The sequence below is a fragment of the Nocardioides campestrisoli genome (assembly GCF_013624435.2).
GTDB classification, from domain to species: Bacteria; Actinomycetota; Actinomycetes; order Propionibacteriales; family Nocardioidaceae; genus Nocardioides; species Nocardioides campestrisoli.
On sequence record NZ_CP061768.1, the window covers coordinates 77,280 to 100,922 of the forward strand.

The 23,643-nt window shown below is 73.5% G+C and carries 24 protein-coding genes; 14 read left to right on the top strand and 10 right to left on the bottom strand.

Annotated features, from left to right (window positions below; genetic code table 11):
* The first annotated feature begins 6 nt into the window (after positions 1–6).
* Genes H8838_RS00370 through H8838_RS00395 form a run of 6 tightly spaced genes read left to right on the top strand, consistent with a single transcriptional unit; the run spans position 7 to position 8,163 of the window.
* Positions 7–1,605 (top strand): carboxyl transferase domain-containing protein, encoded by a 1,599-nt coding sequence (locus H8838_RS00370; protein ID WP_185995515.1) that lies wholly within the window; start codon positions 7–9, stop codon positions 1,603–1,605.
* Between the two features lie 5 nt (positions 1,606–1,610).
* On the top strand, positions 1,611–3,677 hold the full coding sequence (locus tag H8838_RS00375) for an acetyl/propionyl/methylcrotonyl-CoA carboxylase subunit alpha (RefSeq protein WP_185995514.1): 2,067 nt from the start codon (positions 1,611–1,613) through the stop codon (positions 3,675–3,677).
* The gene (locus tag H8838_RS00380; RefSeq protein ID WP_185995513.1) at positions 3,674–4,651 is read left to right on the top strand and encodes a hydroxymethylglutaryl-CoA lyase; all 978 of its coding nucleotides are present in this window, start codon (positions 3,674–3,676) and stop codon (positions 4,649–4,651) included. Before H8838_RS00375 ends, H8838_RS00380 begins: the two co-directional genes overlap by 4 nt.
* Entirely contained in the window at positions 4,648–5,733 is a 1,086-nt protein-coding gene (locus H8838_RS00385; protein ID WP_181310041.1) for a hypothetical protein, read from the top strand. The genes H8838_RS00380 and H8838_RS00385 overlap by 4 nt, the downstream gene beginning before the upstream one ends.
* Before the next feature lie 10 nt (positions 5,734–5,743).
* Positions 5,744–6,883: a hypothetical protein gene (locus H8838_RS00390; protein WP_181310040.1), complete on the top strand. Its 1,140-nt coding sequence runs from the start codon at positions 5,744–5,746 to the stop codon at positions 6,881–6,883.
* A complete protein-coding gene (locus tag H8838_RS00395) occupies positions 6,880–8,163 on the top strand; it encodes a hypothetical protein (RefSeq protein ID WP_185995512.1) in 1,284 nt (427 codons plus the stop codon). Before H8838_RS00390 ends, H8838_RS00395 begins: the two co-directional genes overlap by 4 nt.
* Here H8838_RS00395 and H8838_RS00400 read toward each other — a convergent pair.
* Positions 8,124–8,816, bottom strand: coding sequence for an EcsC family protein (locus H8838_RS00400; RefSeq protein ID WP_185995511.1), 693 nt, complete (start codon positions 8,814–8,816; stop codon positions 8,124–8,126). The genes H8838_RS00395 and H8838_RS00400 overlap by 40 nt on opposite strands.
* A 61-nt stretch (positions 8,817–8,877) precedes the next feature.
* Between H8838_RS00400 and aat the strand changes: the two genes are divergently transcribed.
* Positions 8,878–9,564, top strand: a complete 687-nt coding sequence (gene aat / locus H8838_RS00405; protein WP_309136275.1) for a leucyl/phenylalanyl-tRNA--protein transferase — start codon at positions 8,878–8,880, stop codon at positions 9,562–9,564.
* A gap of 116 nt (positions 9,565–9,680) precedes the next feature.
* A complete protein-coding gene (locus H8838_RS00410; protein ID WP_181310037.1) occupies positions 9,681–10,121 on the top strand; it encodes a hypothetical protein in 441 nt (146 codons plus the stop codon).
* 44 nt (positions 10,122–10,165) lie between these two features.
* On the opposite strand, the gene chrA is transcribed toward H8838_RS00410, so the two are convergent.
* From chrA to H8838_RS00430, 4 genes are read right to left on the bottom strand one after another with little or no spacing between them, the layout of a single operon-like run.
* A complete protein-coding gene (gene chrA, locus H8838_RS00415) occupies positions 10,166–11,524 on the bottom strand; it encodes a chromate efflux transporter (RefSeq protein ID WP_224766292.1) in 1,359 nt (452 codons plus the stop codon).
* A 15-nt stretch (positions 11,525–11,539) separates the two neighbouring features.
* Complete coding sequence (locus H8838_RS00420; RefSeq protein WP_185995510.1) at positions 11,540–12,193, bottom strand: cation diffusion facilitator family transporter; 654 nt, start codon at positions 12,191–12,193, stop codon at positions 11,540–11,542.
* A 19-nt stretch (positions 12,194–12,212) separates the two neighbouring features.
* Entirely contained in the window at positions 12,213–12,575 is a 363-nt protein-coding gene (locus H8838_RS00425) for an ArsR/SmtB family transcription factor (protein WP_185995509.1), read from the bottom strand.
* Between the two features lie 40 nt (positions 12,576–12,615).
* Positions 12,616–13,497 carry an Fpg/Nei family DNA glycosylase gene (locus tag H8838_RS00430; protein ID WP_185995508.1) on the bottom strand — a complete coding sequence of 294 codons (882 nt, stop codon included), beginning with the start codon at positions 13,495–13,497 and terminating at the stop codon, positions 12,616–12,618.
* Between the two features lie 125 nt (positions 13,498–13,622).
* Between H8838_RS00430 and H8838_RS00435 the strand changes: the two genes are divergently transcribed.
* From H8838_RS00435 to H8838_RS00445, 3 genes are all read left to right on the top strand, one after another.
* Positions 13,623–15,278 (top strand): APC family permease, encoded by a 1,656-nt coding sequence (locus tag H8838_RS00435; RefSeq protein ID WP_181310033.1) that lies wholly within the window; start codon positions 13,623–13,625, stop codon positions 15,276–15,278.
* A 109-nt stretch (positions 15,279–15,387) separates the two neighbouring features.
* Positions 15,388–16,602 carry an ATP-binding protein gene (locus tag H8838_RS00440; RefSeq protein ID WP_181310032.1) on the top strand — a complete coding sequence of 405 codons (1,215 nt, stop codon included), beginning with the start codon at positions 15,388–15,390 and terminating at the stop codon, positions 16,600–16,602.
* A 116-nt stretch (positions 16,603–16,718) separates the two neighbouring features.
* Positions 16,719–17,867 (top strand): WD40/YVTN/BNR-like repeat-containing protein, encoded by a 1,149-nt coding sequence (locus H8838_RS00445; protein WP_224766293.1) that lies wholly within the window; start codon positions 16,719–16,721, stop codon positions 17,865–17,867.
* A 76-nt stretch (positions 17,868–17,943) separates the two neighbouring features.
* On the opposite strand, the gene H8838_RS00450 is transcribed toward H8838_RS00445, so the two are convergent.
* Positions 17,944–18,309 (bottom strand): DUF1330 domain-containing protein, encoded by a 366-nt coding sequence (locus tag H8838_RS00450; protein WP_185995507.1) that lies wholly within the window; start codon positions 18,307–18,309, stop codon positions 17,944–17,946.
* A 107-nt stretch (positions 18,310–18,416) separates the two neighbouring features.
* On the opposite strand from H8838_RS00450, the gene H8838_RS00455 reads away from it, so the two are divergent.
* On the top strand, positions 18,417–18,845 hold the full coding sequence (locus H8838_RS00455; RefSeq protein ID WP_181310029.1) for a PH domain-containing protein: 429 nt from the start codon (positions 18,417–18,419) through the stop codon (positions 18,843–18,845).
* A gap of 13 nt (positions 18,846–18,858) precedes the next feature.
* Here the strand turns inward: H8838_RS00455 and H8838_RS00460 are convergent, their stop codons facing one another.
* From H8838_RS00460 to H8838_RS00470, 3 genes are all read right to left on the bottom strand, one after another.
* Complete coding sequence (locus tag H8838_RS00460) at positions 18,859–19,686, bottom strand: anti-sigma factor (protein ID WP_185995506.1); 828 nt, start codon at positions 19,684–19,686, stop codon at positions 18,859–18,861.
* Entirely contained in the window at positions 19,673–20,242 is a 570-nt protein-coding gene (locus H8838_RS00465; RefSeq protein WP_181310200.1) for an RNA polymerase sigma factor, read from the bottom strand. The genes H8838_RS00460 and H8838_RS00465 overlap by 14 nt, the downstream gene beginning before the upstream one ends.
* Before the next feature lie 89 nt (positions 20,243–20,331).
* Positions 20,332–20,970: a fasciclin domain-containing protein gene (locus H8838_RS00470; RefSeq protein ID WP_181310027.1), complete on the bottom strand. Its 639-nt coding sequence runs from the start codon at positions 20,968–20,970 to the stop codon at positions 20,332–20,334.
* A gap of 182 nt (positions 20,971–21,152) precedes the next feature.
* Here H8838_RS00470 and H8838_RS00475 point away from each other — a divergent pair, with 182 nt between their 5' ends.
* Positions 21,153–21,935: a glycerophosphodiester phosphodiesterase gene (locus H8838_RS00475; RefSeq protein WP_181310026.1), complete on the top strand. Its 783-nt coding sequence runs from the start codon at positions 21,153–21,155 to the stop codon at positions 21,933–21,935.
* 10 nt (positions 21,936–21,945) lie between these two features.
* On the top strand, positions 21,946–22,908 hold the full coding sequence (locus tag H8838_RS00480) for a DUF5926 family protein (RefSeq protein WP_181310025.1): 963 nt from the start codon (positions 21,946–21,948) through the stop codon (positions 22,906–22,908).
* Positions 22,909–23,072: 164 nt separating this feature from the next.
* On the opposite strand, the gene H8838_RS00485 is transcribed toward H8838_RS00480, so the two are convergent.
* Positions 23,073–23,612, bottom strand: a complete 540-nt coding sequence (locus tag H8838_RS00485) for a DUF2243 domain-containing protein (protein ID WP_185995505.1) — start codon at positions 23,610–23,612, stop codon at positions 23,073–23,075.
* Positions 23,613–23,643: the final 31 nt, after the last annotated feature.

Consider the following 23,643-nt stretch of genomic DNA (forward strand, 5'->3'; position numbering starts at 1 on the left):
TCTCGCATGAGCCTGCACGACCTGACCGCCGAGCTGCGCGAGCGTCTCGCCCTGGTACGCCAGGGCGGCTCGGAGAGCGCCCGCCGCAAGCACACCGACCGGGGGAAGCTGCTGGTCCGCGACCGGGTCGACCGGCTGCTCGACCCGGGCAGCCCGTTCCTGGAGGTCGCGCCGCTGGCCGCCTGGGGGATGTACGGCAAGGACGCCGACGACCTCAACGCGGTGCCCAGCGCCTCGATCGTCACCGGGATCGGCCGGGTCAACGGCCGCGAGGTGATGGTGGTGGCCAACGACGCCACGGTGAAGGGCGGCACCTACTACCCGATCACGGTCAAGAAGCACCTGCGCGCCCAGACGATCGCGGCGGAGAACAACCTGCCGTGCGTCTACCTGGTCGACTCCGGCGGCGCCTTCCTGCCGATGCAGGACGAGGTCTTCCCCGACCGGGAGCACTTCGGCCGGATCTTCTTCAACCAGGCCAACCTGTCGGCGCGGGGCATCCCGCAGATCGCCAGCGTGATGGGCTCCTGCACCGCCGGTGGCGCCTACGTGCCGGCGATGAGCGACGAGACGGTGATCGTCCGCGACCAGGGCACGATCTTCCTGGGCGGTCCGCCGCTGGTGAAGGCCGCGACCGGCGAGGTGGTCACCGCCGAGGAGCTCGGCGGCGGCGACGTGCACGCCCGCACCTCCGGGGTGGTCGACCACCTGGCCGACGACGACGCGCACGCGCTGGCGATCGTCCGCTCCATCGTCGACACCCTGCCCTCCACCGTCGGGTACGGCGCCGCGGCCGGGGCGCCCGGCCGGCCGGCCTACGACCTGCGCGAGCCCGAGGAGCCGCTGGAGGACCCGGCGACCCTGGCCGACGTGGTGCCCGCCGACACCCGCACGCCGTACGACGTGCGCGAGGTGGTGCGGAGGATCGTCGACGGGAGCCGGTTCCACGAGTTCAAGCGGCTCTACGGCGAGACCCTGGTGACCGGCTTCGCGCACATCCACGGCCACCCGGTGGGGATCGTCGCCAACAACGGCATCCTGTTCAGCGAGTCGGCGCTCAAGGGTGCGCACTTCATCGAGCTGTGCAACCAGCGCGGCATCCCGCTGGTCTTCCTGCAGAACATCACCGGGTTCATGGTCGGGCGCGAGTACGAGAACCGCGGCATCGCCCGCGACGGCGCCAAGCTGGTCACCGCGGTCGCCACCAGCGTGGTGCCGAAGTTCACCGTGGTGATCGGCGGCTCGTTCGGCGCCGGCAACTACGGGATGTGCGGGCGCGCCTACGACCCGCGCTTCCTGTGGATGTGGCCCAACGCCCGGATCTCGGTGATGGGCGGCGAGCAGGCCGCGAGCGTGCTCTCCACCGTCAAGCGCGACGGAATCGAGGGCCGGGGTGGCGAGTGGTCGGCCGAGGAGGAGGAGTCGTTCAAGGCCCCGATTCGCGACCAGTACGAGACCCAGGGGTCGCCGTACTACTCCACCGCCCGGCTCTGGGACGACGGGATCATCGATCCCGCCGACACCCGCCGCGTCCTCGGCATGGGCCTGGCCGTGGCCGCCCACGCCCCGACCCCGGCGCCGTCCTACGGCGTCTTCCGGATGTGATGACGATGGTCTCGACAAGCTCGACCGACGGAACAAGCTCGACCGACGGAACAAGCTCGACCGACGCGGCCGGCACCCTGCTGATCGCCAACCGCGGCGAGATCGCCCTGCGGATCATCCGCACCGCCTCCCGGCTGGGCTGGACGACCGTGGCGATCCACACCGACCTGGACGCGAAGGCGCCGCACGTCGCGTCGGCCGACCGGGCCGTGCGGGTCGGCTCCTACCTCGACGTCGACGAGGTGGTCGCGGCCGCGGTCGCCTCCGGCGCCGGCTTCGTCCACCCCGGCTACGGCTTCCTCTCCGAGCGGGCGCCGTTCGCCCGGGCGCTGGCCGAGGCCGGGGTCACCCTGGTCGGACCCAGCGCCGAGGTGATGGACTCGATGGGCCGCAAGGACCGGGCCCGTGACATCGCCGTGGCCGCCGGCGTCCCCGTGGTGCCCTCCTACGGCGACGAGGACGACCCGTCGACCTTCGCCTACCCGGTGCTGGTCAAGGCCGCCGCCGGCGGTGGCGGCAAGGGGATGCGCGTGGTCCGCTCGGCCGACGAGTACGACGCCGCCCGGGCCGCCGCGGCCCGGGAGGCGCTCAGCTCGTTCGGCGACGACACGCTGCTGGTGGAGAAGTACGTCGAGTCCGGCCGCCACGTCGAGGTCCAGGTGATGGGCGACTCCGCCGGTCGCGTCGTCCACCTCTTCGAGCGTGACTGCTCCACCCAGCGCCGGCACCAGAAGGTGCTGGAGGAGGCGCCCGCGCCGACGATCTCCCCCGAGCAGCGCGCGGCGATCACGTCGTCCGCGGTCGCGCTGGCCGCCCAGGTCGGCTACGCCGGCGCCGGCACGGTCGAGTTCCTGCTCGACAACGCGACGGGCGAGTTCTACTTCCTGGAGATGAACACCCGGCTCCAGGTCGAGCACCCGGTCACCGAGGAGGTGGTCCGGGTCAACGGCGAGAAGGTCGACCTGGTCGAGCTCCAGCTGCGCGTGGCCACCGGCGAGCCGCTCGGCTTCGAGCAGGGCGAGGTGACGCTGCACGGCCACGCCGTGGAGGCCCGGGTGTACGCCGAGGACTCGTTCGGCGGGTTCCTCCCGCAGGCCGGGCGCGCCGGCCAGGTCGGCTGGGCCGGCGAGCACGACTGGACGATGAGCTGGGGCGCGGGCGAGCAGCCCGTGGTCCGCGTCGACCACGCCCTGCTGTCCGGGCAGGAGGTCTCCAGCGCCTACGACCCGATGCTCGGCAAGGTGATCGCCTGGGCCGCCACCCGGGAGGAGGCGATCGACACCCTGGTGCGTGCCCTGGACGACACCCGGATCTTCGGGCTCACCACCAACACCGGCTTCCTGCGGGCGCTGGTCGACTCCGCGCAGTTCCGGCAGGCCTCGATCGACACCGCCTGGCTCGACACCGACCCGTTCGAGCGCGGCGAGGTGGCCGCCCCCTCCCGCGACCTCGCCCGGGCGCTGGCCGCCCTGGCGCTGACCGGGGGCGGGGCCGAGGAGCAGGCGGCCGCCGGCGCCGTGCCGCCGAGCACGCTCGGGGACCCGTGGCGGGCCGACGGGTTCCGGGTCGCCGCCGCCTCAGCGCCGACCCTGGTGCAGCTCGACGAGCTGGTCGCCGTGGGGGACGGCCGGGCCGGCGACCACCAGGCGACCTGGCTGGGCGGGTACCTCCCGCACCGCGGGCCGTCCGGCGGGGTCGGGCACGTGGTCGCCGAGGTGGACGGCCAGACCCACCGGGCCGAGGTCGTCCGTCGCGGCGACACCGTCGAGCTCGTGCACCGGGGCCAGCGGTTCGTCTTCGTGGTCCCCGACCCGTTCCGCGACTCCGGCGCCGCGGCCGGCGACGGCACGGTGCTGGCCCCGATGCCGGGCACCGTGCTCGAGGTCCGGGTCGCCGTCGGCGACCGGGTCGAGGAGGGCCAGCCGTTGGGCATGATGGAGGCCATGAAGATGGAGCTCGCCCTCAAGGCGCCGTACGCCGGGACCGTCACGCAGGTCGAGGCCGCCGTCGGCGCGCAGGTGCCGCTGGGCGCGCCGCTCTTCGTGGTGGAGCCCGGCGAGGAGGACCGATGAGCACCCTGGACCGGCCGTTGCCCATGACGTCCGCGCCGGGCGGGCTGCCCGACCGCGTGACGATCTACGAGGTCGGACCGCGCGACGGCCTGCAGAACGAGAAGACCGTCGTGCCGACCGAGGTGAAGGCCGAGTTCGTCACCCGGCTGGTGGCCGCCGGGCTGCCGGTGGTCGAGGCGACCAGCTTCGTGCACCCGAAGTGGGTCCCGCAGCTCGCCGACGCCGCCGACCTGATGACCATGCTCGGCGAGCGGATGGGCCCGGCCGCGGCCGACCTGCCGGTCCTGGTGCCCAACGAGCGCGGTCTGGACCGCGCGCTCGAGCTCGGCGCCAGGCACATCGCGATCTTCGGCTCCGCCACCGAGACCTTCGCGACCAAGAACCTCAACCGCAGCCTGGACGAGCAGTTCGCGATGTTCGAGCCGACCGTACGCCGGGCCCGCGACGCCGGCCTGGACGTGCGGGCGTACGTCTCGATGTGCTTCGGCGACCCGTGGGAGGGCGCGGTGCCGGTCGAGCAGGTCGTCGCCGTGGGCAAACGGCTCTTCGACCTGGGCGCCAGCCAGCTCAGCCTGGGCGACACCATCGGCGTCGGCACCGCCGGGCACGTCAAGGAGCTGGTCGCCGGGTTCACGGGGGCCGGGATGTCGGTCGACCAGCTGGCGATGCACTTCCACGACACCTACGGCCAGGCGCTGGCCAACGCCTTCTCGGCGCTCCAGGAGGGGATCACCACCTTCGACGCCAGCGCGGGCGGCCTGGGCGGGTGCCCCTACGCCAAGAGCGCCACCGGCAACCTGGCCACCGAGGACCTGGTCTGGATGCTGCGCGGGCTCGGCATCGAGACCGGCGTCGACCTCGACGCGGTGGTCGCCACCAGCGCGTGGATGGCCGGGCAGCTGGGCCGCCCGAGCCCCTCGGCGGTGGTGCGCGCGCTCGCCGGGGCCGAGGGGCTGGCAGAATCCGGGACATGAGCACCCCGGTCGTCTACCTGCACATCGGTGCCCCGAAGACCGGGACCACCTATCTGCAGGACCGGTTGACCCGCAACGCCTCCCGCCTGGCGAAGCACGGGGTCACCATCCCCACCAAGAACCGGTTCATCCCCGCCGACCTCTTCCAGTTCCGCGCCGCCCTGGACCTGCTGGACCAGGAGTGGGGCGGGCGCCCCGGCCACGCCGAGGGCGCCTGGGAGATGCTGGTCGGCAAGGTCCACCGGGCCAAGGGCACGGTGATCGTCAGCCACGAGATCCTGGCGGCCGCCAAGCCCGACAAGATCGCCAAGGCGATGAACGACCTGGCCGGCGCCGAGGTGCACGTCGTCTACTCCGCCCGCGACCTGGGCCGGCAGCTGCCGGCCGCCTGGCAGGAGACCATCAAGCAGGGCCGGCGGTGGACCTACCGTCGCTTCCTCACCAAGATGGAGCGCGGCGACATCTGGTTCGCCAAGGCCTTCGACCTGCCCTCCGTGCTCGCCCGCTGGGGCGCCAAGCTGCCCCCCGAGCGGGTGCACCTGGTGACCGTGCCGCACGGCCGCGCCGGCGACGTGCTGTGGAACCGGTTCGCCACGGCGTTCTCGATCGACCCCTCCTGGGCCCCGCTGGACAGCGAGCGGGCCAACCGCTCCCTCGGCGTCGCCGAGGTCCAGCTGCTGCGCAAGCTCAACCGCCGGCTGGGTCTGGACCTGCGCACCGAGCCGACGTACGACGTGCTGGTGCGGCAGATGCTGGCCCAGGGCGAGCTCGCCAACCGCACCTCTCAGCCGGTCACGCTGCCCCCCGAGCGCTACGACTGGGCGGAGGCGCAGGCGCAGCGGTGGATCGACTGGGTCGCCGAGAGCGGCATCGACGTGGTCGGCGACGTGGAGGACCTGCGCCCGCGCCGGCCCGACCCGGACACCCCCTGGATCAACCCCGACAAGGTCCGCGCCCGGCCGCAGCTGGCCGTGGCGATGGACGCCCTGACCGCGATGACCCACGAGGCGGCCGCGCGGGCGGACAGCCAGGGCGTCGCCGGACTGGTGCGGACCCGGGCCCAGCAGATCCTCGGCAAGTGAGCCGCACCCGGTGACCACGCCGACCACCTCGACCGCCGGACGCCGCCGGGCCTGGGGGTGGGTGCGCCACCTGCTCGACGGCGGCACCACCCCCTGGGCGGAGTGGACCGCCGAGGCCGAGCCGGTGGGCCGGGTGATCCCCGGAGCCCAGCAGCTCGAGCTGCTGCGCCGGCTCAACGCCGAGACGTCCGGCGGCCTGCGGGTCCCGCCGGCCCTGGCCCGTCGGGTGCTGGAGGCCAGCGCCCCGGGACGCGGCCAGCCCGACCTGGAGCTGCTCGGCGCCGCGGACGACACCCGGTTCGGCGCCGGCGCCGTCGACCCCAGCGCGCTGCGCGAGGAGGAGCTGCTCCGGGTCGCCACCTACCTGCTCGCCGAGGACCTGATCGAGCTCGGTCCGGTGGAGCGCCGCCCCGACCGGCTGCCGCGCCCGTGGCGGCGCCGCTACCGGGTGGTCGGCGACCCGCTGCTGGCCGACCCGCTCCGCCGCGGGCTGGTGGCCGGCGGCCACCCGCCGCGTCCCGGCGGGGAGATCGTGGTGCTCGGCTCCGACCTGGGCCGGATGCTCGCCGACGTCTGGACCTCGCACTGCTTCGACCACGGGGTGGGCAGCTGGGCGTCGTGGCTGGAGACCTGGCGCCAGCGCGGCCAGGTGCCGCCCCGGGTGGACCTGCCCAAGGTGCTGCGCACCTGGGAGCAGCGCCGAGGCGCCGACCACGTGCACCTGCTGCTCGAGGGCAGCCCGGAGTGGGCGCGACTGCCCGAGCTGGTCGGCGTACGCCGTCCCGAGCTGCCGCCGCGGCCCGGGGCCCGGGCCGCCGAGCTCTCCCGCCGGGTCGCCGCGGTGCTGGGCGTGATGGTCACCCCGCCGCGCCGCACCCTGCTGCTGCGCGAGGGGCTGCTGCCGCGGCTGCCGGACGACGCGTTCGGCCCGGCCGCACCGCTGCCGCAGGTCACCGCCGAGCACCGCGAGTGGGTCGAGCGACGCGCCCGGCGGATGTCGGGGCGGCTGCGCCGCGCCGGTCGCCCCGTCGACCTGTCGCTGCCCGGCGGCGTCGCCTCCGCCGAGGGCCGCGAGCCCTCGCCGCACGGCGACGGCGTACTCTCCCTGGCGGTGCGGATGCTCCTGGACGGTCGGAAGGATCAGGTGTGACGGGCGTGGCGGGAGCTGAGGTGCAGCCCGGGACGGGCGCGGCGACGCGGCGACGGGTGCTGATCCACGTCGGCACCCCGAAGACCGGCACCTCCCACCTGCAGGACGTGCTGTTCCGCAACGCCGAGGTGCTGCGCGAGCACGGCATCTCCTACCCGGCCGAGCGGTTCGACGCCCACTTCCTGGCCGCGCTCGACCTGATGAAGCTCACCTGGGGCGGCCTGGAGCTCGAGGCGGTCGGCGCCTGGGACCGGCTCGCGGAGCAGGTCCGGGAGTGGCCGGGCACGTCGATCATCAGCCACGAGATCCTCGCCACCGCCTCCCGGATGCAGGTCGACCGGGCGCTGACCTCGCTGGCCGGCGAGGACGGCCAGGACGCCGAGGTGCACCTGATCCTCTCAGTGCGCGACCTGGTCCGGCAGATCCCGGCGGAGTGGCAGGAGAACGTCAAGCACCGCAGCACGATCAGCTACGCCAAGTTCCTCGACCAGATCACCGACCCGGCCCGCGAGAGCCGGATCGGCTCGTGGTTCTGGGGGGTCCAGGAGATCCCCGACATCATCAACCGCTGGGGCGCCTCGGTGCCGCCCGAGCGGATCCACCTGGTCACGGTGCCGGCGCCCGGCGCTCCCCGGGACGAGCTGTGGCGCCGCTTCAGCCAGGCCTTCGGCCTCGACGGGCTCGACCTCGACCTCACCCCCGAGCGCGCCAACCCCTCGCTCGGCGTGGCGGAGACGGCCCTGCTGCGCCGGATCAACCGCGAGGTGGTCAAGACCGTCGACCCGGCCGACTACCGGCCGCTGGTGCGGGAGCTGCTGGCCCACCAGACCCTCTCGCGCCGCGCAGGCTCACCGCGGCTGACCCTGCCCCCGCACCTGCACACGTGGGCCGGCGAGCTCTCCGCCACCTGGGTGGAGGAGATCGAGCGCCGCGGCTACGACGTGGTCGGCGACCTGGGGGACCTGCTGGGCGCCCCGCTCGGCTCGGCCGAGGAGCAGGCCGCCTGGGCCGACCCGGACCACCCCGACGACACCCTGGTCTCCCGCGCGGCGGTGGACGCGATCTCCGCGCTGCTGACCGAGACCGCCCGGCTGCGCCGGGTCGAGGGCGAGCTCGGCCACGAGCTGGCCCAGACCCGTGAGGCCCTGGAGCGCTCCTACCTGCGGCCCTCCTACCGGCTGCGCGAGCGCCTGGTGCGGCTGCTGGAGGAGACGCGTCCCGGACGCGGGCTGCTGATGGTCTACCGGCGGGCCCGGGGCCGGAACTCCTTGTCGGCGTAGCGACCGGCGCGCCAGGTGGTGTAGCCGTCGGCGCTGGCGCCGACCAGTCCGCCGACCACGGGGATGCGACGACCGGCGGCGGTGGCCAGGCGCTTGCCGGCCACCTTGGCCAGCATCACCTGGGCGACCTCGGTGGCGAGCAGCACGCCCAGCGTCGGGTCGTGGACCGGCGCGGCGGCCAGGGCCAGCGGGGCGCCCGGGATCTTCCGGCGCTTGACCAGCTCGTCGACCACGTCGGAGCCGAGCAGCGTCGCCAGCACGGCGGTGCGCACCTTGGGGTCGTCGAGGTCGTAGCCCCGCAGGTGGGCGATGCCGGCGATCATCCGGGACTGGATGATCGCCAGCCCGGTGATGTTGGCCGGCAGGGTGACGGCCATGGTGAGCAGCCCGCCGATGTTGGTGGCGAATCCCTGGGCGCCGGCCAGCCGGACGTTGTTCTCGATCACCTCGTGGATCGCCCGGTCGACGTTCCCGCCCTGCTCGGCGAGCTGCCTCTCGGCGGCGCGGGCGGCGGGCGGCAGCGGGCCGACCCCGTCGATCGCCCTCGCCAGCGCCTCCAGGACGGCACGGCTGGTGACGCCGGGCGCGAGCCGGCCCACCTGGGGGACGACCATCTTGCCGACGGACTTGCCGACGGAGCTCGTGATTCCCATGACGCACAGCCTAGGCCGGGTCGCACAGCGCGGGTCGGCTCCAGACGGTTAGGTTGTCAGGGTGCCGATCGAGCCCCCGCCCTCACCCTGGGCCTTCGAGATGCTGGGGGCACCCGGACGGCTCGACCCGGACGAGGACCTGGTGGCGATCGGGGCCGACCTGACGCCGGGCACCCTGCTGGCCGCCTACCGGCACGCGCTCTTCCCGATGCCGTCGGGGACGCCGGGGGACCCGCCGTACTGGTTCTGCCCGGTCCGGCGCGGGATCCTGCCGCTGGCCGACCTGCGGGTCTCGCGGTCCCTGCGCCGCGCGGTGCGCGACTTCGAGATCCGGGTCGACACCGCCTTCGACGAGGTGGTGGAGGCCTGCGGTGACCCGGCGCGCAGCGACGGCTGGATCGACGCGGACATCCGCCTGGCGTACGGCGAGCTGCACCGGCTGGGCTGGGCGCACTCGGTGGAGACCTGGCGCGACGGCGAGCTGGTCGGCGGCCTGTACGGCGTGGCGATCGGCGGCCTGTTCGCCGGGGAGTCGATGTTCCACCGGGTCACCGACGCCAGCAAGGTGGCCCTGGTCGGGCTGGTGGAGCGGCTGCGCGACGAGCACGCCGACCGAAGGCTGCTCGACGTGCAGTGGAGCACCCCGCACCTGGCCTCGCTGGGCGTGGTCGAGGTCGACCGCCGGGAGTACGCCGCCCGGCTGCGCGAGGCGCTCGAGGTCCCGGAGCCGGCCGCGTTCGGCTCCTGAGCGGCCAGTAGCAGCCACTGAGCAGCGCTGGAACGTCGCTGCGACGAAGGTCACATGAGACCCGCCGATGCGGATACCCGCGCGGATGGTGCACTCTGTGCTCCATGCTGTGGTCCATGAACCTCGCGCGCGCGTCTGCGCTGCCTCTGGCGGTGGTGCTGGTGGGCTCCCTTGCCCTGGGCTGCGGTGCCGAGGAGGACGAGCCCGCTGAGGTCAGCACCCAGCAGCGGTACTGCGACGCCTACCGCGACTTCTTCGACGAGCGGGCCGACCAGGGCTCGAACGCCAGCGACACCGAGGTGGTGGCCACGCTCAAGGAGTGGGGCCGGCAGTCGACCGAGATCGGCATCCCCGACGACATGGGCGAGGAGGCCCGCGCCGGGCACGACATCTGGAGCGACTTGATCGCCCAGGTCGACGACGACGCCGACCGCGCGGAGGTGGAGGCGCTGGAGGCCGGGCTCAGCCGGAAGCAGCTGGGGATGGTGGAGGAGTTCTTCGCCTACAACGACGGCACCTGCCTGGGCAGCAGCGCCCGCACCGGCGCCGACGGATAGCCGGCAGCCCCTCCTCGGAGCAGACCGCCTCGGACCAGACCGCCTCAGACCAGACTCAGCAGGACCCCGCCCAGCGCGCAGGTGACGAGGGTGCGCGGCACCGACCAGCCGCGACCGACCACCAGCAGGAAGCTGAGGGCGGTGAGCAGCACCGCCTGCCAGTGCACCGAGTCCGGGACCGGCACCTCCAGGCTCAGCGGCCCGGCGCCGACCCGGGTGGTGTCGCCGAACAGGGTGTGCAGCGCGAAGTAGACGGCCAGGTTGGCGATCACCCCGACCACGGCGGCGGTGATCCCGGACAGCGCTGCGGAGAGGCCCTGGTGCTGGCGCAGCCGCTCGACGTACGGGGCGCCGAGCAGGATGAAGAGGAAGCACGGCACGAACGTCACCCAGGTGGTCAGCAGTGCGGCGAGCACGGCGGCGACCCACGGATCCAGGCCACCGGGGTCCCGGTAGGCCCCGAGGAACGCGACGAACTGGACCACCATGATCAGCGGGCCCGGCGTGGTCTCGGCCAGGGCCAGGCCGCGGACCATCTCCCCGGCGGTCAGCCAGCCGTAGACGGTGACCGCCTGCTGGGCGACGAAGGCGAGCACGGCGTACGCGCCGCCGAAGGTCACCAGCGCCGCCCCGGAGAAGAAGAGGCCCTGGTCGACCAGCACGCTGTCGCGGCCCAGGGTCAGGGCGGCCAGCACGACCGGGGTCGTCCAGAGCAGCAGGCCCAGCCCGAGGACGAGCGCGGAGCGGCGGGTCGAGGGGCGCTCGGTGTGCAGGGCGTCGTCCGGGACCAGCGGGGGCGGGCCGGCGTCCGGGGGGTCGGCGGGCAGGACCACGCTGGCCGGCCGGAGCCGGCCGAGCAGCCAGCCGAGGAACGCGGCGGTCGCGACCACGGCAGGGAAGGGGACGGCGAAGAGGGTCAGCGCCAGGAAGGAGGCGACGGCGAGCCAGGCGTAGGCCGGTCGGGTCAGCGCCCGGCGCCCCAGCCGGCCGAGCGCCTGGACCACGATCGCGATCACCGCCGCGCCGAGACCGAGGAAGACCGCCTCGACGCCGCTGGTCTCGCCGTAGGCGACGTAGACCGCGGAGAGCGCCAGCAGCGCGACCACGCCCGGGAGCACGAAGAGGGTGCCGGCGACCAGCGCGCCGCGCACCCCGTTGAGGAGCCAGCCCACGTAGGTGGCCAGCTGCTGGGCCTCCGGGCCCGGGAGCAGGGTGCAGTAGGAGAGGGCGAAGAGGAACCGCTGCTGGCCGATCCAGCGGCGCTCGTCGACCAGCATCCGCTGCATCACCGCGATCTGGCCCGCGGGCCCGCCGAAGGTCTGCAGCGAGACGGCGAACCAGGCCTTGGTCGCCTCCCGCAGCCCGATGACGTCCCGATCGCGGGAGTCACCGGGGGGCAGCACGGGCGAAGACTAGCCCTACGCCGGCGTGCAGACGGGCCCGCAGGAGCAGCTGTCGCCGCGCCAGGCCTCCCGGCCCTCCCTGACCGCGACGGCGGCGATCACCAGCCCGGCCAGCGGGTCGGCCCACGACCAGCCGAGGGTGGTGTTGAGCAGCAGGCCGACCAGCAGGACCGCCGACAGGTAGGTGCACAGCAGGGTCTGCGTGGAGTCGGCGACCACGGCGTTCGAGCCGAGCGCCCGGCCGGTACGACGCTGCGCCCAGGACAGGAACGGCATGATCAGCAGCGAGGCGACGGCGAGGCCGATGCCGACGGGGGAGGAGTCGGGGTCGCGCCCGGTGACCAGTGTCCGGACCGACTCGAAGGTCACGTAGCCGGCGAGGGCGAAGAAGGAGATCGCCATGAGTCGCAGCGCCTGCTTCTCCCGGCTCTCGGGGAGCCGGTGCCGGAACTGCCACAGGATGATCAGGCCGGACGAGACCTCGACCACCGAGTCCAGGCCGAACCCGACCAGGGCCACGGAGCCCGCGACCACACCCGCGGTGACGGCGACGACGGCCTCGACGGCGTTGTAGGCCACCGAGGCGCCGGCGAGCAGCTGGGCGCGTCGGCCGAGCCGGGCCTTCTCTGCGGGGTCAAGAGCCGTGACGGGGTGCACGTGGGTGGTCATCAGGCGTCGTCCTCGGAGGTCAGGGCGTCGAGGCCGAAGGTGGGCAGAGGGTCACCGCGTCGCCGGTCGCGGCGAGCAGCCGCTCGGCGGCGGCCAGCAGGTCCAGCACGGCCTCGGAGTGGTCGAGCGACCACATCGACGCCCGGCCCTGCGGCCGGGAGGTCACGAGTCCGCAGTCCTTGAGGCAGGCCAGGTGCTGGGAGACGGTCGACTGCGCCAGGCCGAGGTGCTCGGTCAGGTCGACGACCCGGTGCTCACCCAGCGCGAGGTGGCGGACGATGGCCAGCCGGGAGGGGTCGGAGAACCCGTGGAAGAGGCATGCTGCGGCGTCGAGCGCCGCAGGCTCTGCTCCGTCATCGACACTTGCCGCTTTCATCGTCATGCGGCGATGATAGCGCCTCGGGGGTGTCGGAGTCGGTGGGCTACTTCAGCAGCCGGCTCATCCGCCGGTCGGCGAGCGGCTTGCCGCCGGTCTGGCAGGTCGGGCAGTACTGCAGGCTCGAGTCGGCGAAGCTGACCTCGCGCACGGTGTCGTCGCAGTCCGGGCACGGCTTCCCGGTCCGCCCGTGCACCGCCATGTGCGACTTCTTCTCGCCCTTGAGCTCGCTGGCGGCCAGGCCGGTGCTGCGCTGGACGGCGTCGCCGAGGGTCACCTTGATCGCGTCGTGCAGGACCGCGACCTCGTCGTCGTCCAGGCTGCTGGCCGGCTTGAACGGCGACATCCGGGCGGCGTGCAGGATCTCGTCGGAGTAGGCGTTGCCGATCCCGGCGATGGTGCCCTGGTGCCGCAGCACGCCCTTGAGCTGGGCGCGGCCGGCCTCGGCGAGGATCGCGGCCAGCGCCTGCGGGGTGAACTCGTCGACCAGGGGGTCGGGGCCCAGCCGGGCGATCCCCTCGACCTCCTGCGGGTCGCGCACCACGTAGGCGGCCAGGCTCTTCTTGGTGCCGGCCTCGGTCACGTCGAGCCCGTTGGTGTGGCCCGCCTCGTCCTCGTCGAGCACGATCCGCATCGCCAGCGGGCTCTTGCCGCCGGGCTTGGCGGGCAGCGCCGGGACCTCCTCGCGCCAGCGGATCCAGCCGGCGCGGGCCAGATGGATCACCAGGTGCAGGCCGCCGGCCTCGATGTCGAGGAACTTCCCGTGCCGGCCGACCCGGTCGACCAGGGTGCCGTGCAGGGCGTGCACCGGCGGGTCGAAGGTCTTGAGCGCGTTGAAGGCGGCCAGGTCGATCCGGGTGATCGCCCGGTCGCGCAGGCGGGAGTCGAGGTCGTGGGCCAGTGCCTCCACCTCGGGCAGCTCGGGCATGCCGCGAGTGTATGGCGCGCACGGGCGCTCGCAAGGGTCCAACGGTCCTGTCCCGCGCCCCTGTCGTGGCGGCGTACGCCCCTCTAGCGTCGGGAGCCAGAGGGTCCCGCTCGTGAGGAGGAACCGTGGCCACCGAGCAGACCGAAGCCCCGCGGCGCCGGGTCGGGACGGTGGGCCTGACCTTCGTCGCGATCGGCGGGGTGGTGGGCTCCGGCGTCCTCTTCGCGCCGCTCTTCGCCGCCCAGCAGGCCGGCCCCGCGGCGATCCTGGCGTGGCCGATCGCCGGGGTGATGCTGGTCGCGGTGGCGCTGGTCTTCGCCGAGGTCGCGGCCATGCTGCCGGTCGTGGGCGGGCTCGGCCGGCTGCCGACGTTCAGCCACGGGCCGGGGGTCGGGATCGCGATCGGCTGGGTGGCCTGGGTGGGCTACGTGACGGCCGCGCCGATCGAGACCCAGGCGATGCTCGAGTACGTCAGCAACGAGCGGGCCTTCGACTGGCTCTTCGTCGCCTCGGCCTCCGCGGACGGGGAGAGCGCGCTGAGCCTGCCCGGGATCCTCGCCGCCACCGTCGTGCTGGCCGGCTTCACCGCGCTCAACGCGTTCGGGGTGGCGCTGTTCACCCGGATCAACACCCCGTTGACCTGGTTGAAGCTCCTCATCCCGGTGGTCATCTCGGTGGCGCTGCTGACCAAGTTCTCCACCGCGCCGATCCGGGAGACGGGGTTCGCCCCCGAGGGCGTCAGCGGGGTGCTGGCCGCGATCACCACCGGCGGGGTGGTCTTCGCCTTCCTGGGCTTCCGGCACGCCCTCGACCTCGCCGGCGAGGCCGCGCGGCCGCAGCGGACCATCCCGGTGGCGCTGGTCGGCGGCATCCTGGTCTGCGCCGCGCTCTTCACCGTCCTCCAGCTGGCCTACGTCGGCGCGGTCGACCCCGTCGACCTGGACCACGGCTGGGCCGGGCTGGGCCACGGCGGGGCGAACGGCCCGCTGGCCGGGCTGCTCGCCGGTCTGGGGATGGCCACGCTGGCCAAGCTGGTGGTGGCCGACGCGGTGCTGGGTCCGTTCGGCGCGGGCCTGGTCTCCACCGCCTCCACCGGACGGCTGGCCGTCGCGGTCTCGGAGAACGGGCTCTTCCCGCGGTCGGTCATGGTGCTCTCGCGGCACGGGGTGCCGATGCGGGCGATGCTGCTCAACCTCGCCGTCGGCCTGGTGCTGCTGGTCGCGTTCCGCGACGGCTGGTCGGAGCTGCTGGCGTTCAACTCCGGCGCCATCGTGCTCTCGATGTGCCTGGGCCCGGTCACCGTCGTCGCCCTGCGTCGTCAGGTGCCGGCCCGGGCGCGCCCGTTCCGGCTGCCGGCGGTGGGACTCGTGGCCCGGGCGGCGTTCGTGGTGGTCAGCCTGATCGTCTACTGGACCGGCTGGGAGACGATGGCCAAGCTGACCATCCCGATCGCCGTCGGTGCGGTGCTCCTGGTCTGGCGCGTGGCCCGGCAGCCGGGCCTGCGGCGTTCCCTGGCGATCGACTCGGTGGTCTGGCTCGGGCCCTACTACGCCGGACTGCTGGTGCTCACTTTCGCGGGCCGCTTCGGCGGCGGACGCGAGTGGCTGCCGGTCGGCGTCGACTCGCTCCTGGTCACGCTCTTCGCGCTGGCGATGTTCGAGTGGGCGGTGCGGTCGGCGCTGCCGGCGGAGGCTGCCGCCGCGGCGGTCGCCGAGGTCCCGGAGGTGCGTGGCGACGCCATCGGCCCGACGCTGCCGCCCAGCCCCGCACCCGGCGTCTGACCGGACGCCGGGTCGGGTGTCCGGCCGTGGGGCAGACATGAGGACAGCTCGTCTGCGACTCGCTTGGTCAATCTAGGCGGCGACCTAGAGTGCCGGATACGGTGCCATCGTGGACCCGATCAGGAACCCGTACGCCCCCGGTGCGGGACAGCGCCCCCCGGAGCTCGCCGGACGTGACGAGCAGCTGCGCGCCTTCGACGTGGTGCTGGAGCGGATCGCCGCCGGCCGCCCGGAGCGCTCCCTGGTGCTCACCGGGCTGCGCGGGGTGGGCAAGACGGTGCTGCTCAACGCGCTCCGCTCGGCCGCGGTGCGCAAGCGGTGGGGGACCGGCAAGCTGGAGGCGCGTCCGGACCAGGGGCTGCGCCGGCCGCTGTCGAGCGCGCTGCACCAGGCGGTCCGCGAGCTGGGCCACCCGCGCGAGGAGGACGCCGACCACGTGCTCGGCGTGATCCGGGCCTTCGCCCAGCGCGACGCCGGCGTCGGGGCCAAGCTGAAGGACCAGTGGAACCCCGGCATCGACGCCCCGGTGGTGCGCGGCCGGGCCGACTCCGGCGACATCGAGATCGACCTGGTCGAGCTCTTCACCGACGTCGGCGGGCTGGCCGCCGACGTGGGCAAGGGGGTGGCGGTCTTCATCGACGAGATGCAGGACCTCGGTCCCGACGACGTCTCCGCGCTCTGTGCGGCCTGCCACGAGATGAGCCAGACCGGCCTGCCGGTGATCGTGGTCGGCGCCGGACTGCCGCACCTCCCAGCGGTGCTCTCGGCGAGCAAGTCCTACTCCGAGCGGCTCTTCCGCTACCAGCGGATCGACCGGCTCTCCCGCGACGCCGCCGACCGGGCGCTCTCTGCCCCGGCCGAGGACGAGGACGCCTGCTTCACCGAGGACGCGCTGGCCGCGATGTACGCCGCCACCGGCGGCTACCCGTACTTCATCCAGGCCTACGGCAAGTCGGTCTGGGACCTGGCACCGCGCTCGCCGATCACCTGCGACGACGTCTCGGTCGCCGCGCCCGAGGCCGAGGCCGAGCTGGCGGTGGGCTTCTTCGGCTCCCGCTTCGAGCGGGCCACGCCCGGCGAGCGGGACTACCTGCGCGCGATGGCGGACGTCGCGGTCTCCATCGCCGAGGCCGACTCCGAGGAGCTGGACGACATCGGCTCGGTGCCCACCGCCGACGTCGCCTCCGCGCTCGGGAAGAAGCCGCAGTCGCTCTCCCCGGCGCGCGACTCGCTGCTCAAGAAGGGGCTGATCTACTCCGGGGAGCGGGGCAAGATCGCGTTCACGGTGCCGCACTTCGGCCGCTACCTGCGCGAGCGGGTCTGACCGGTCTCCTCCGGGGGTGACTCCGGGGGTGACTCGGGGCGTGACCCGGGGCGTGACTCCGCGGAGGGGGGCCGACCCTCTGGACAGGGCCTGACCGGCACGGCAGGGTGCCGGACATGCGCATCCTTCTCGGGACCGTCGCTCAGCGACCCGCCCTCGCCCTGACCCGGACACTGGCCCTGGCTCTGGCCGCCTCGCTGGTGGCCGCCCCGGCCCTCGCCGGGCCCGGCCCCCACCATGGCTCCCACCCCGGCCCCGGCCCCGAAGCCCCGGAGTGGCAGGTCAGCGTGATCGACGCGGACCAGAGCTTCCGCGGGCTGGACGCGGTGGACCGGCGTACCGCCTGGGCGGCGGGCAGCAGCGTCACCGGGGGCGCCGGCAAGGTCTACCGCACCACCGACGGCGGGCGGTCGTGGCGCGACGTGAGCCCGCCCGGCACCGAGGGGCTCTCGCTGCGCGACGTGGAGGCCCGCGACGCGCGCACCGCGGTGGTGCTGGCCATCGGCCCCGGCGAGGACTCGCGGATCTTCCGCACCACCGACGGCGGCGCGAGCTGGACCGAGACGTTCCGCAACACCGACGAGTCGGCGTTCTACAACTGCCTCGGCTTCTACCCCGGCGGCAAGCGCGGACTGGCGGTCAGCGACCCGGTCGACGGGCGGTTCCAGATCCTCTCCACGGAGGACGGCGGCCGTTCGTGGACCCGGCTCCCGGACGACGGCATGCCCGCCTCGCCCCTCACCGAGACCGGCGACCCGGCCGAGTTCAACTTCTCCGCCAGCGGCGACTGCCTCGTGGTCGAGGGCAACGACGCGTGGTTCGGCACCGGTGGCGAGGTCTCCCGGATCTTCCACACCCGGGACCGGGGCAGGACCTGGCAGGCGACGGAGTCCACCCTCCCGGCCGGCGAGGCTGCCGGCGTCTTCGCGCTGGCCTTCCGCACCCCGCGCGAGGGGGTGGCCGTCGGTGGCGACTTCGGCGCCGAGGCAGGGGTGCCGGCCGCTTCCGCCCGGACCCGCGACGGCCGTCGCTGGACGCCGTCCGGGGCGCTCGCCCACCTGGGCGAGGACGCCGCGTGGCTCAGCGGGGCCAGGAGCACCCTGATCGCGGTCGGGGAGTCGGGCCCGGTGGGCGGGAGCAGCCTCAGCCGCGACGGTGGCCGCACGTGGGAGCAGTTCAGCGAGACCGCGTTCCACACTCTCGACTGCACCGACGACGGGTCCTGCTGGGCGGCTGGCGGCCGGGGTCGGGTCGGGCGCTTGTAGCGACGGGGAAGGCTGGCCGGATGGAGAAGGACACCGCCCACCGGCCGTGAGACTCAGGAGGAGAGCGGGTCTGGACTCAGGAGACCAGGGGCCGCGAGGGCTGGAGCACGGCGGCGGCCAGCGCCTGCGCCCGCAGGTGGGAGACCTCCATGTACTCCGGGTCGTCGACCATGGCCGTGAAGGCGGCCGGTGAGGGGTACCAGACCAGCATCACGGCGTCCCAGGCCTGCGCGTCCCCGCCGACCAGCGGCGTACCGCCCTTGCCCAGGTAGAGCACCCGGGCCCCGGCGGCCTCGACGTACGGCGCGGCGCGTCGCAGGTACTCGGTGTAGAGGGCGCGCCCGCCCTCGGCGTACCGCATCAGGTTGAGCATCACGAACGGCTCGTCCGGGGTGGTGGCCAGGAAGGTCTCGAGGTCGGCGGTGCCGGGGTCGACGGTCATGGCGGCGATGATGCCACCGGGACGGCACCGTGTGACCCCCGTTACTGCACGGTAAAGACCTCTGCGTTCCCCGGGCGAGGAGCCGCCGGCGCACCTAGCCTCTCCGCATGGCGAAAGGCACCTTGGCTGAGCGCGTCGCGGCCGGACCGTACTGGCAGCTCGTGCGTCCGGTCATGCTCGAGAACGAGCGGCCGGTGCACTTCGCCCACCTGCGCTGCGTGCAGGGAGCCCAGGACTTCTCCGGCACGCTGTTCGTCACCAGCCACCAGGTGATCTGGCGGACCATCGACCCGCGGATGCCCGAGGGCTCCGCGTTCGAGCTGCGGTTCCCCGACGTCACCGCCGTGGAGCGGCCGTCCCGGGTGGCGATGTTCCACGCGTTCCGGCTGGTCACCGAGGACGGCGGCCGCCCCGTCGACGTCTACTTCTTCCCCCAGCACAAGACCGACGTCGACCGGATCCTCTGCGACCAGATGTACGACGCCGTGCAGAGCACCTGGGCGCGGCACGACGAGCCCGAGAGCGCCTCGGCCTGACGCCCTCGCGGGTTCAGCCCTCCAGCGTGCCGCGGGCCAGGCTGCGCCCGGAGTGCGTGGGGTCCCCGTCGCGCGGCTCGTAGGAGATGTCGACGATCCGGTAGCCCTCGTCGAGCAGGTCGACCGGGAACTCGAAGTCGCCCTGCTCGCCGCGGCTCAGCAGGCCGAGCGAGATCATCCGGCTGCCGTCGACGTTGAGCAGCCACACCTCGCGGATGCCGTCGGGACCGTCCAGCGACTGGGCGTCCACGTGCAGCGCCACCTGGTCGTCGTGGCGGCGTACCTGGGCCCGGCCCCGTTCCTGGGCGTCGGCGTCCAGGCTGACCAGGTCGGTGCTGCTCACCACGGTCGGCTCCGGCGCGGCCTCCTCGGCGGGGTCGTCGCCGCCGGCGATCAGCATGCCGCCGCCCACCCCGACCAGCAGGGTGACGGAGGCTGCCACCGCGGCCAGCCAGGTCGGGACGCCGCGGCGCCGTCCGGACAGCTCGGTCACGCTCGCGTGCGGCGCCTCGGTCGGCTCCGGCGCGGGAGCGGCTGCCGGCGTCGGAGCAGACGTGTGCGTCTGGGCCGCTTGTGTCTGGCCCGCTGGCTCGGAGTCGTGCCCGAGCTCGGCGGCGATCGCCGCCCACACCGCGGGCGGGGGTGCCACCAGCAGGTCGTCGGCCCCGGAGGTGACGAGGGCGAGCGTGACGCGCAGCTCGCCCACCTCCTCGGCGCAGGTCGTGCAGGTCGCGACGTGGTCGCGGGCACGGGCGAGCTCGTCGGAGCCGTCGTCCTCCCCGAGCGCCAGCGCGGCAAGGAGCTGGTCGTCGACGTGCTCGCCGTCATCACGCGGATGCACGGTGCACCTCCTCGAGGGTCTTGCGGAGCTGGATGAGTCCTCGGCGGAGGTGGCTCTTCACCGTGCCGAGAGGGAGGCCTGTCCGCTGGGCCACCTGCTCGTGGGTGAGGTCCTCGTGGAACGCCAGCCGCAGGATGGTGCCCCGGGGGTCGCCCATGCTCTCCAGCTGCTCGGTGACCACGAGCCGCTCGACGACCGAGGAGACCGGGTCGTTCCCCTCGTCCTGGTCGAGGTCGGGGGAGGTGGCGGCTGCGGCGACCTTCTGCGCGTCCCGGGCCCGCTCGGCGAGCCGGTCGGAGATCCGGTGGCGGGTGATGCCGATGAGCCACGCCGGCAGGGCGTGGTCGGAGGGGACGAGGGTGTGCCGGCTCCGCCACGCGGAGACGAAGACCTGCTGGGTGACGTCCTCGGCCTCGTGGTGGTTGCGCAGGGCGCGGAGCGCCACGGAGTGGACCAGTGAGGACCAGCGCCGGAAGGCGGTGGCGAGCATGTCGTGGTTCCCGGCACTCAGCCCGGTCGCGACCTCGAAGGCCGTCGGCTCGGTCCCGGCGATCATCACGGGGTCACGCTACCCCGAGCACGGTGGGCTGGGGATGACCCACCGTGCCCGGGCGCCTGTGGAGCTCAGCGTCGGTCCAGCGTGACTCAGAGGTCGATCGGCCGGAGCACCTGGTCGATGCCGTGGGCGACCTGCTTGTTGCCCTTGTTGAGGTCGATCGCGGTCAGGATGACCTTGGCGTCCTTGTCGTTGCGGTCCTGGTCCTTGAGCGTGATCACCGGGCTGCCCTTCTTCTTGGTGATCTTGACCTTGAGCGTGCCGCCCTGGGCGGTGGTCAGGGTCGCACCCTTGGCCTTGAGGACCTTGTTGCTGGTCAGGGTCTTGCCCGCGACCACGTGGTAGAGCAGCACCTGCTCGATGGTGTCCACCCCGGCGAGGTCGACCAGCGTCGAGAAGATCTTCTTCTCGCTGCGGACGGTCTTGCCGGTCAGGTCCTTGGCGAGGTGGCGGAAGGCCTGGTCGGTCGGGGCGAAGGCGGTCAGGCGGACGCTGCCGTCGGCGAGGAGGCCCACCGGCGAGTCGGGCTTCGCGCCCACCACGGCCAGGGCGGCCTCGGTGAGGATGTCGAAGTCCTTGCTGTTCTTGTCGAACTTGTTGTTGTCCGCGGTGAGCACCGAGACCAGCGACTTCTCCTTCGGGGCCTGCGCGGCCTCGGCAGGGAGCGTGGCGCCGAAGACGGTCGCGGCGGTGGCCAGTGCGGCCAGGGATCCGGTGAGTCGCTTCATCGAACTGTTCCTCTCGTACGCGTCGGCGTCTCGGTCGACGCCGTGTGTGCCCCCTTCTCCGGCGCAGGGCCCGGTCTGGATGCACCCAGGAAGAAAAAAGTTCAAGAACTTCCGGCGAACACCTCCCGCGACGGTGCCTCACCCTCGCTGTCCGGCCGGGGGGGTGAGGCACACTGACACCCATGAGACCTCAGGTCGTCGCCCACCGGGGCGCCAGCCACGAGAAGGCCGAGCACACGCTGGCCGCCTACATCGCGGCGCTGGACGCCGGGGCCGAGGCGCTGGAGTGCGACGTCCGACTGACCTCCGACGGTCACCTGGTCTGCGTGCACGACCGCAACCTGCGGCGGACCGCGGAGACCAGGGGACTCGTCTCCACGATGAGCCTGGCCGAGCTCGACGAGCTCGACTTCGCCCGGTGGAAGAACCCGTGGGCGGACCTCGACGACGAGGCTCCCGAGGAGGACGTCTCGCACCGCAAGGTGCTGACCCTGCGGCGACTGCTGGAGATGGTGCGCGACTACCCCCAGCGGGTGGAGATCGCGATCGAGACCAAGCACCCGGTGCGATACGGCGGGCTGGTCGAGCGGCGGGTGGTGCAGATGCTGGAGGAGTTCGGCTGGGCCGGCGCGGGTTCGCCGGCCCGGGTGATGAGCTTCTCCTGGTCCGCGCTGCAGCGGGTCGAGCGGATGGCACCCGAGCTGGAGCTGGTGATGCTGATCGAGAAGGCGCACCACTGGCCGATGCTGCGCCGGGTGATCGGCGACGGCTGGAGCGTGGGTCCCGGGATCACCGAGCTGCGCGACCACCCGGGGCTGGCCAAGCGGCTGGTGGCCAGCGGCCGCGACATCCACGTGTGGACGGTGAACACCAAGGCGGAGCTGGCGCTGTGCGAGGAGCTCGGCGTCCGGGCGGTGATCTCCGACCGCCCGGCCTACATGCTGGACCTGTTGGACGGCAGGTAGGTTCTCGCGCATGGCCAAGAAGTCACGCACCAAGTCCCAGCCCGCAGCGTCCGGGGAGGCGGGTGCGGTCGGCCCCCGGCAGCCCTGCCCCTGCGGCTCGGGCAAGCGCTACAAGGCCTGCCACGGCGCGGCCGGCGGCGCCTCCCCGTACGTCGCCCGCCCATTCGAGGGCCTGCCGAGCGAGTGCGACCTGATCGCGCTGCGCGAGCTGGTGCCGGCGGCGACCGCGCCCCTGACGCTGCGCGAGGGCGTGGCGCCCGAGGGCTGGTCCGGTTCGGTCCGGCTCTGCTCGCTGCTGCCGATGGCGGCCCCGGCGATGGTCCGCGAGGGCGGCGACGTCTGGCTGGGCCTGCAGGTCCAGCACCAGTACGGCGACCCGTCGCGGGACCTGGGGGCCGTCCTGGAGCTGGCGCTGGAGCGCGCGGCCGCCGGGGAGAGCGGGATCGTCGGCCTGACCGCCGACCCGGGCCCCGGGAAGCGGCTGCAGGACCTGGTGGTCGACGAGCCGCTGGAGATCACCGTGCACGAGGGCTTCGGCTACTGGCTCGACGACGTGCCGGAGCGGGACGCGACGATGCAGGCGGCGCTGGAGCAGGCCGACGAGGCCGCCAGCCCGACGGCCCGGCTCGCGAGCGTCGAGGCGGCGTACTGGACCAACGTCGGCCCCAAGGAGCACCTGCGCTGGGTGATGCCGCACGACGAGGACAGCCTGCTCACCGCGCTGGCCCGGCTGCACGCCGCCGGCAAGGACTCGGTGGCCGAGGGCTCGCGCCTGGTCGGCATGTTCCGGGCGCACGGGCTGCTGGCCCCGGTCTGGGACCTGCCGGTCGGCACCGGCGCCGAGGTGCTGGAGGAGCCGGCCCGCCGGTTCGCCGCCGACCTGGAGGCGGCGCTGGCCGACGAGAGCGAGCTGACCGCCGAGCAGCGGTCCGCCCGCGCGGGCCTCGCGAACCGCCAGGTCACCATCCGCTGAGCGGGCGGCGGGGTCCGCTGGGCGCCTCCCCGGCCCCCGCGGGAGAGATTCTCCAAATCTGGCCAGGAAAAGTCACCCCCCGAGGTTGTTGTTCCGGCCTCCGGTGACGTAAGTTTGTGACAGCCCGGTCGTTGTTGTATCCCCCGTCAACAACGGCCGGGCGCTCAGATTTCCGGTGACGTGTCCCGGGTCTTCTCCAGGGCGGCCGCACCGCGTCGGTGCCAGAGCCAGCCGAGGGCCGTGAGCAGCACTCCGGAGGCCAGGAACCCGAGGTCCCACGAGAGCGGCGCGCCCAGGTCGTCGCGCACGTGGTGCACGCCCAGCAGCTGGTGGTTGACCAGCCCCTCGACCAGGTTGAAGATCCCCCAGCCCATCACCAGCAGGCCGAGCTGGAACGACCAGCTCGGGGCCATCCGCCCCTGACGCCAGGTCGCGATCAGCGCGACCAGGCCGCCCACCACCAGGAACCACGTGCCCAGGTGGAAGAACCCGTCGGCGAGCGTGTTGACCTCCAGGCCGGCCACGGTGTCGACGGGCTCCACGTCGCTGACCATGTGGTGCCACTGGAGGATCTGGTGCAGGACGATGCCGTCCACGAAGCCGCCGAGGCCCAGCCCCAGCAGGATGCCGGGACCACGGGAGGGCGGCTCGGGGGTCGTGTCGCTCGGGAGGCCGGCAGGGGAGCCGGTGGCTGAGTACGTCATGGACAGCCGGTACCCGCTTCGCCGCCGGCTT

What these genes read in the sequence shown, in the direction of transcription:
- H8838_RS00385 (WP_181310041.1), top strand. Translation starts at nt 4,648, where the DNA reads ATGAGCACCCCGGTCGTCTACCTGCACATCGGTGCCCCGAAGACCGGG.
- H8838_RS00375 (WP_185995514.1), top strand. Translation starts at nt 1,611, where the DNA reads ATGGTCTCGACAAGCTCGACCGACGGAACAAGCTCGACCGACGGAACA.
- H8838_RS00480 (WP_181310025.1), top strand. Translation starts at nt 21,946, where the DNA reads ATGGCCAAGAAGTCACGCACCAAGTCCCAGCCCGCAGCGTCCGGGGAG.
- H8838_RS00470 (WP_181310027.1), bottom strand. Translation starts at nt 20,970, where the DNA reads ATGAAGCGACTCACCGGATCCCTGGCCGCACTGGCCACCGCCGCGACC.
- H8838_RS00450 (WP_185995507.1), bottom strand. Translation starts at nt 18,309, where the DNA reads ATGACCGTCGACCCCGGCACCGCCGACCTCGAGACCTTCCTGGCCACC.
- H8838_RS00455 (WP_181310029.1), top strand. Translation starts at nt 18,417, where the DNA reads ATGGCGAAAGGCACCTTGGCTGAGCGCGTCGCGGCCGGACCGTACTGG.
- H8838_RS00430 (WP_185995508.1), bottom strand. Translation starts at nt 13,497, where the DNA reads ATGCCCGAGCTGCCCGAGGTGGAGGCACTGGCCCACGACCTCGACTCC.
- H8838_RS00370 (WP_185995515.1), top strand. Translation starts at nt 7, where the DNA reads ATGAGCCTGCACGACCTGACCGCCGAGCTGCGCGAGCGTCTCGCCCTG.
- H8838_RS00400 (WP_185995511.1), bottom strand. Translation starts at nt 8,816, where the DNA reads ATGGGAATCACGAGCTCCGTCGGCAAGTCCGTCGGCAAGATGGTCGTC.
- H8838_RS00445 (WP_224766293.1), top strand. Translation starts at nt 16,719, where the DNA reads ATGCGCATCCTTCTCGGGACCGTCGCTCAGCGACCCGCCCTCGCCCTG.
- H8838_RS00465 (WP_181310200.1), bottom strand. Translation starts at nt 20,242, where the DNA reads ATGATCGCCGGGACCGAGCCGACGGCCTTCGAGGTCGCGACCGGGCTG.
- H8838_RS00410 (WP_181310037.1), top strand. Translation starts at nt 9,681, where the DNA reads ATGAACCTCGCGCGCGCGTCTGCGCTGCCTCTGGCGGTGGTGCTGGTG.
- H8838_RS00485 (WP_185995505.1), bottom strand. Translation starts at nt 23,612, where the DNA reads ATGACGTACTCAGCCACCGGCTCCCCTGCCGGCCTCCCGAGCGACACG.
- H8838_RS00420 (WP_185995510.1), bottom strand. Translation starts at nt 12,193, where the DNA reads ATGACCACCCACGTGCACCCCGTCACGGCTCTTGACCCCGCAGAGAAG.
- H8838_RS00380 (WP_185995513.1), top strand. Translation starts at nt 3,674, where the DNA reads ATGAGCACCCTGGACCGGCCGTTGCCCATGACGTCCGCGCCGGGCGGG.
- H8838_RS00475 (WP_181310026.1), top strand. Translation starts at nt 21,153, where the DNA reads ATGAGACCTCAGGTCGTCGCCCACCGGGGCGCCAGCCACGAGAAGGCC.
- H8838_RS00425 (WP_185995509.1), bottom strand. Translation starts at nt 12,575, where the DNA reads ATGACGATGAAAGCGGCAAGTGTCGATGACGGAGCAGAGCCTGCGGCG.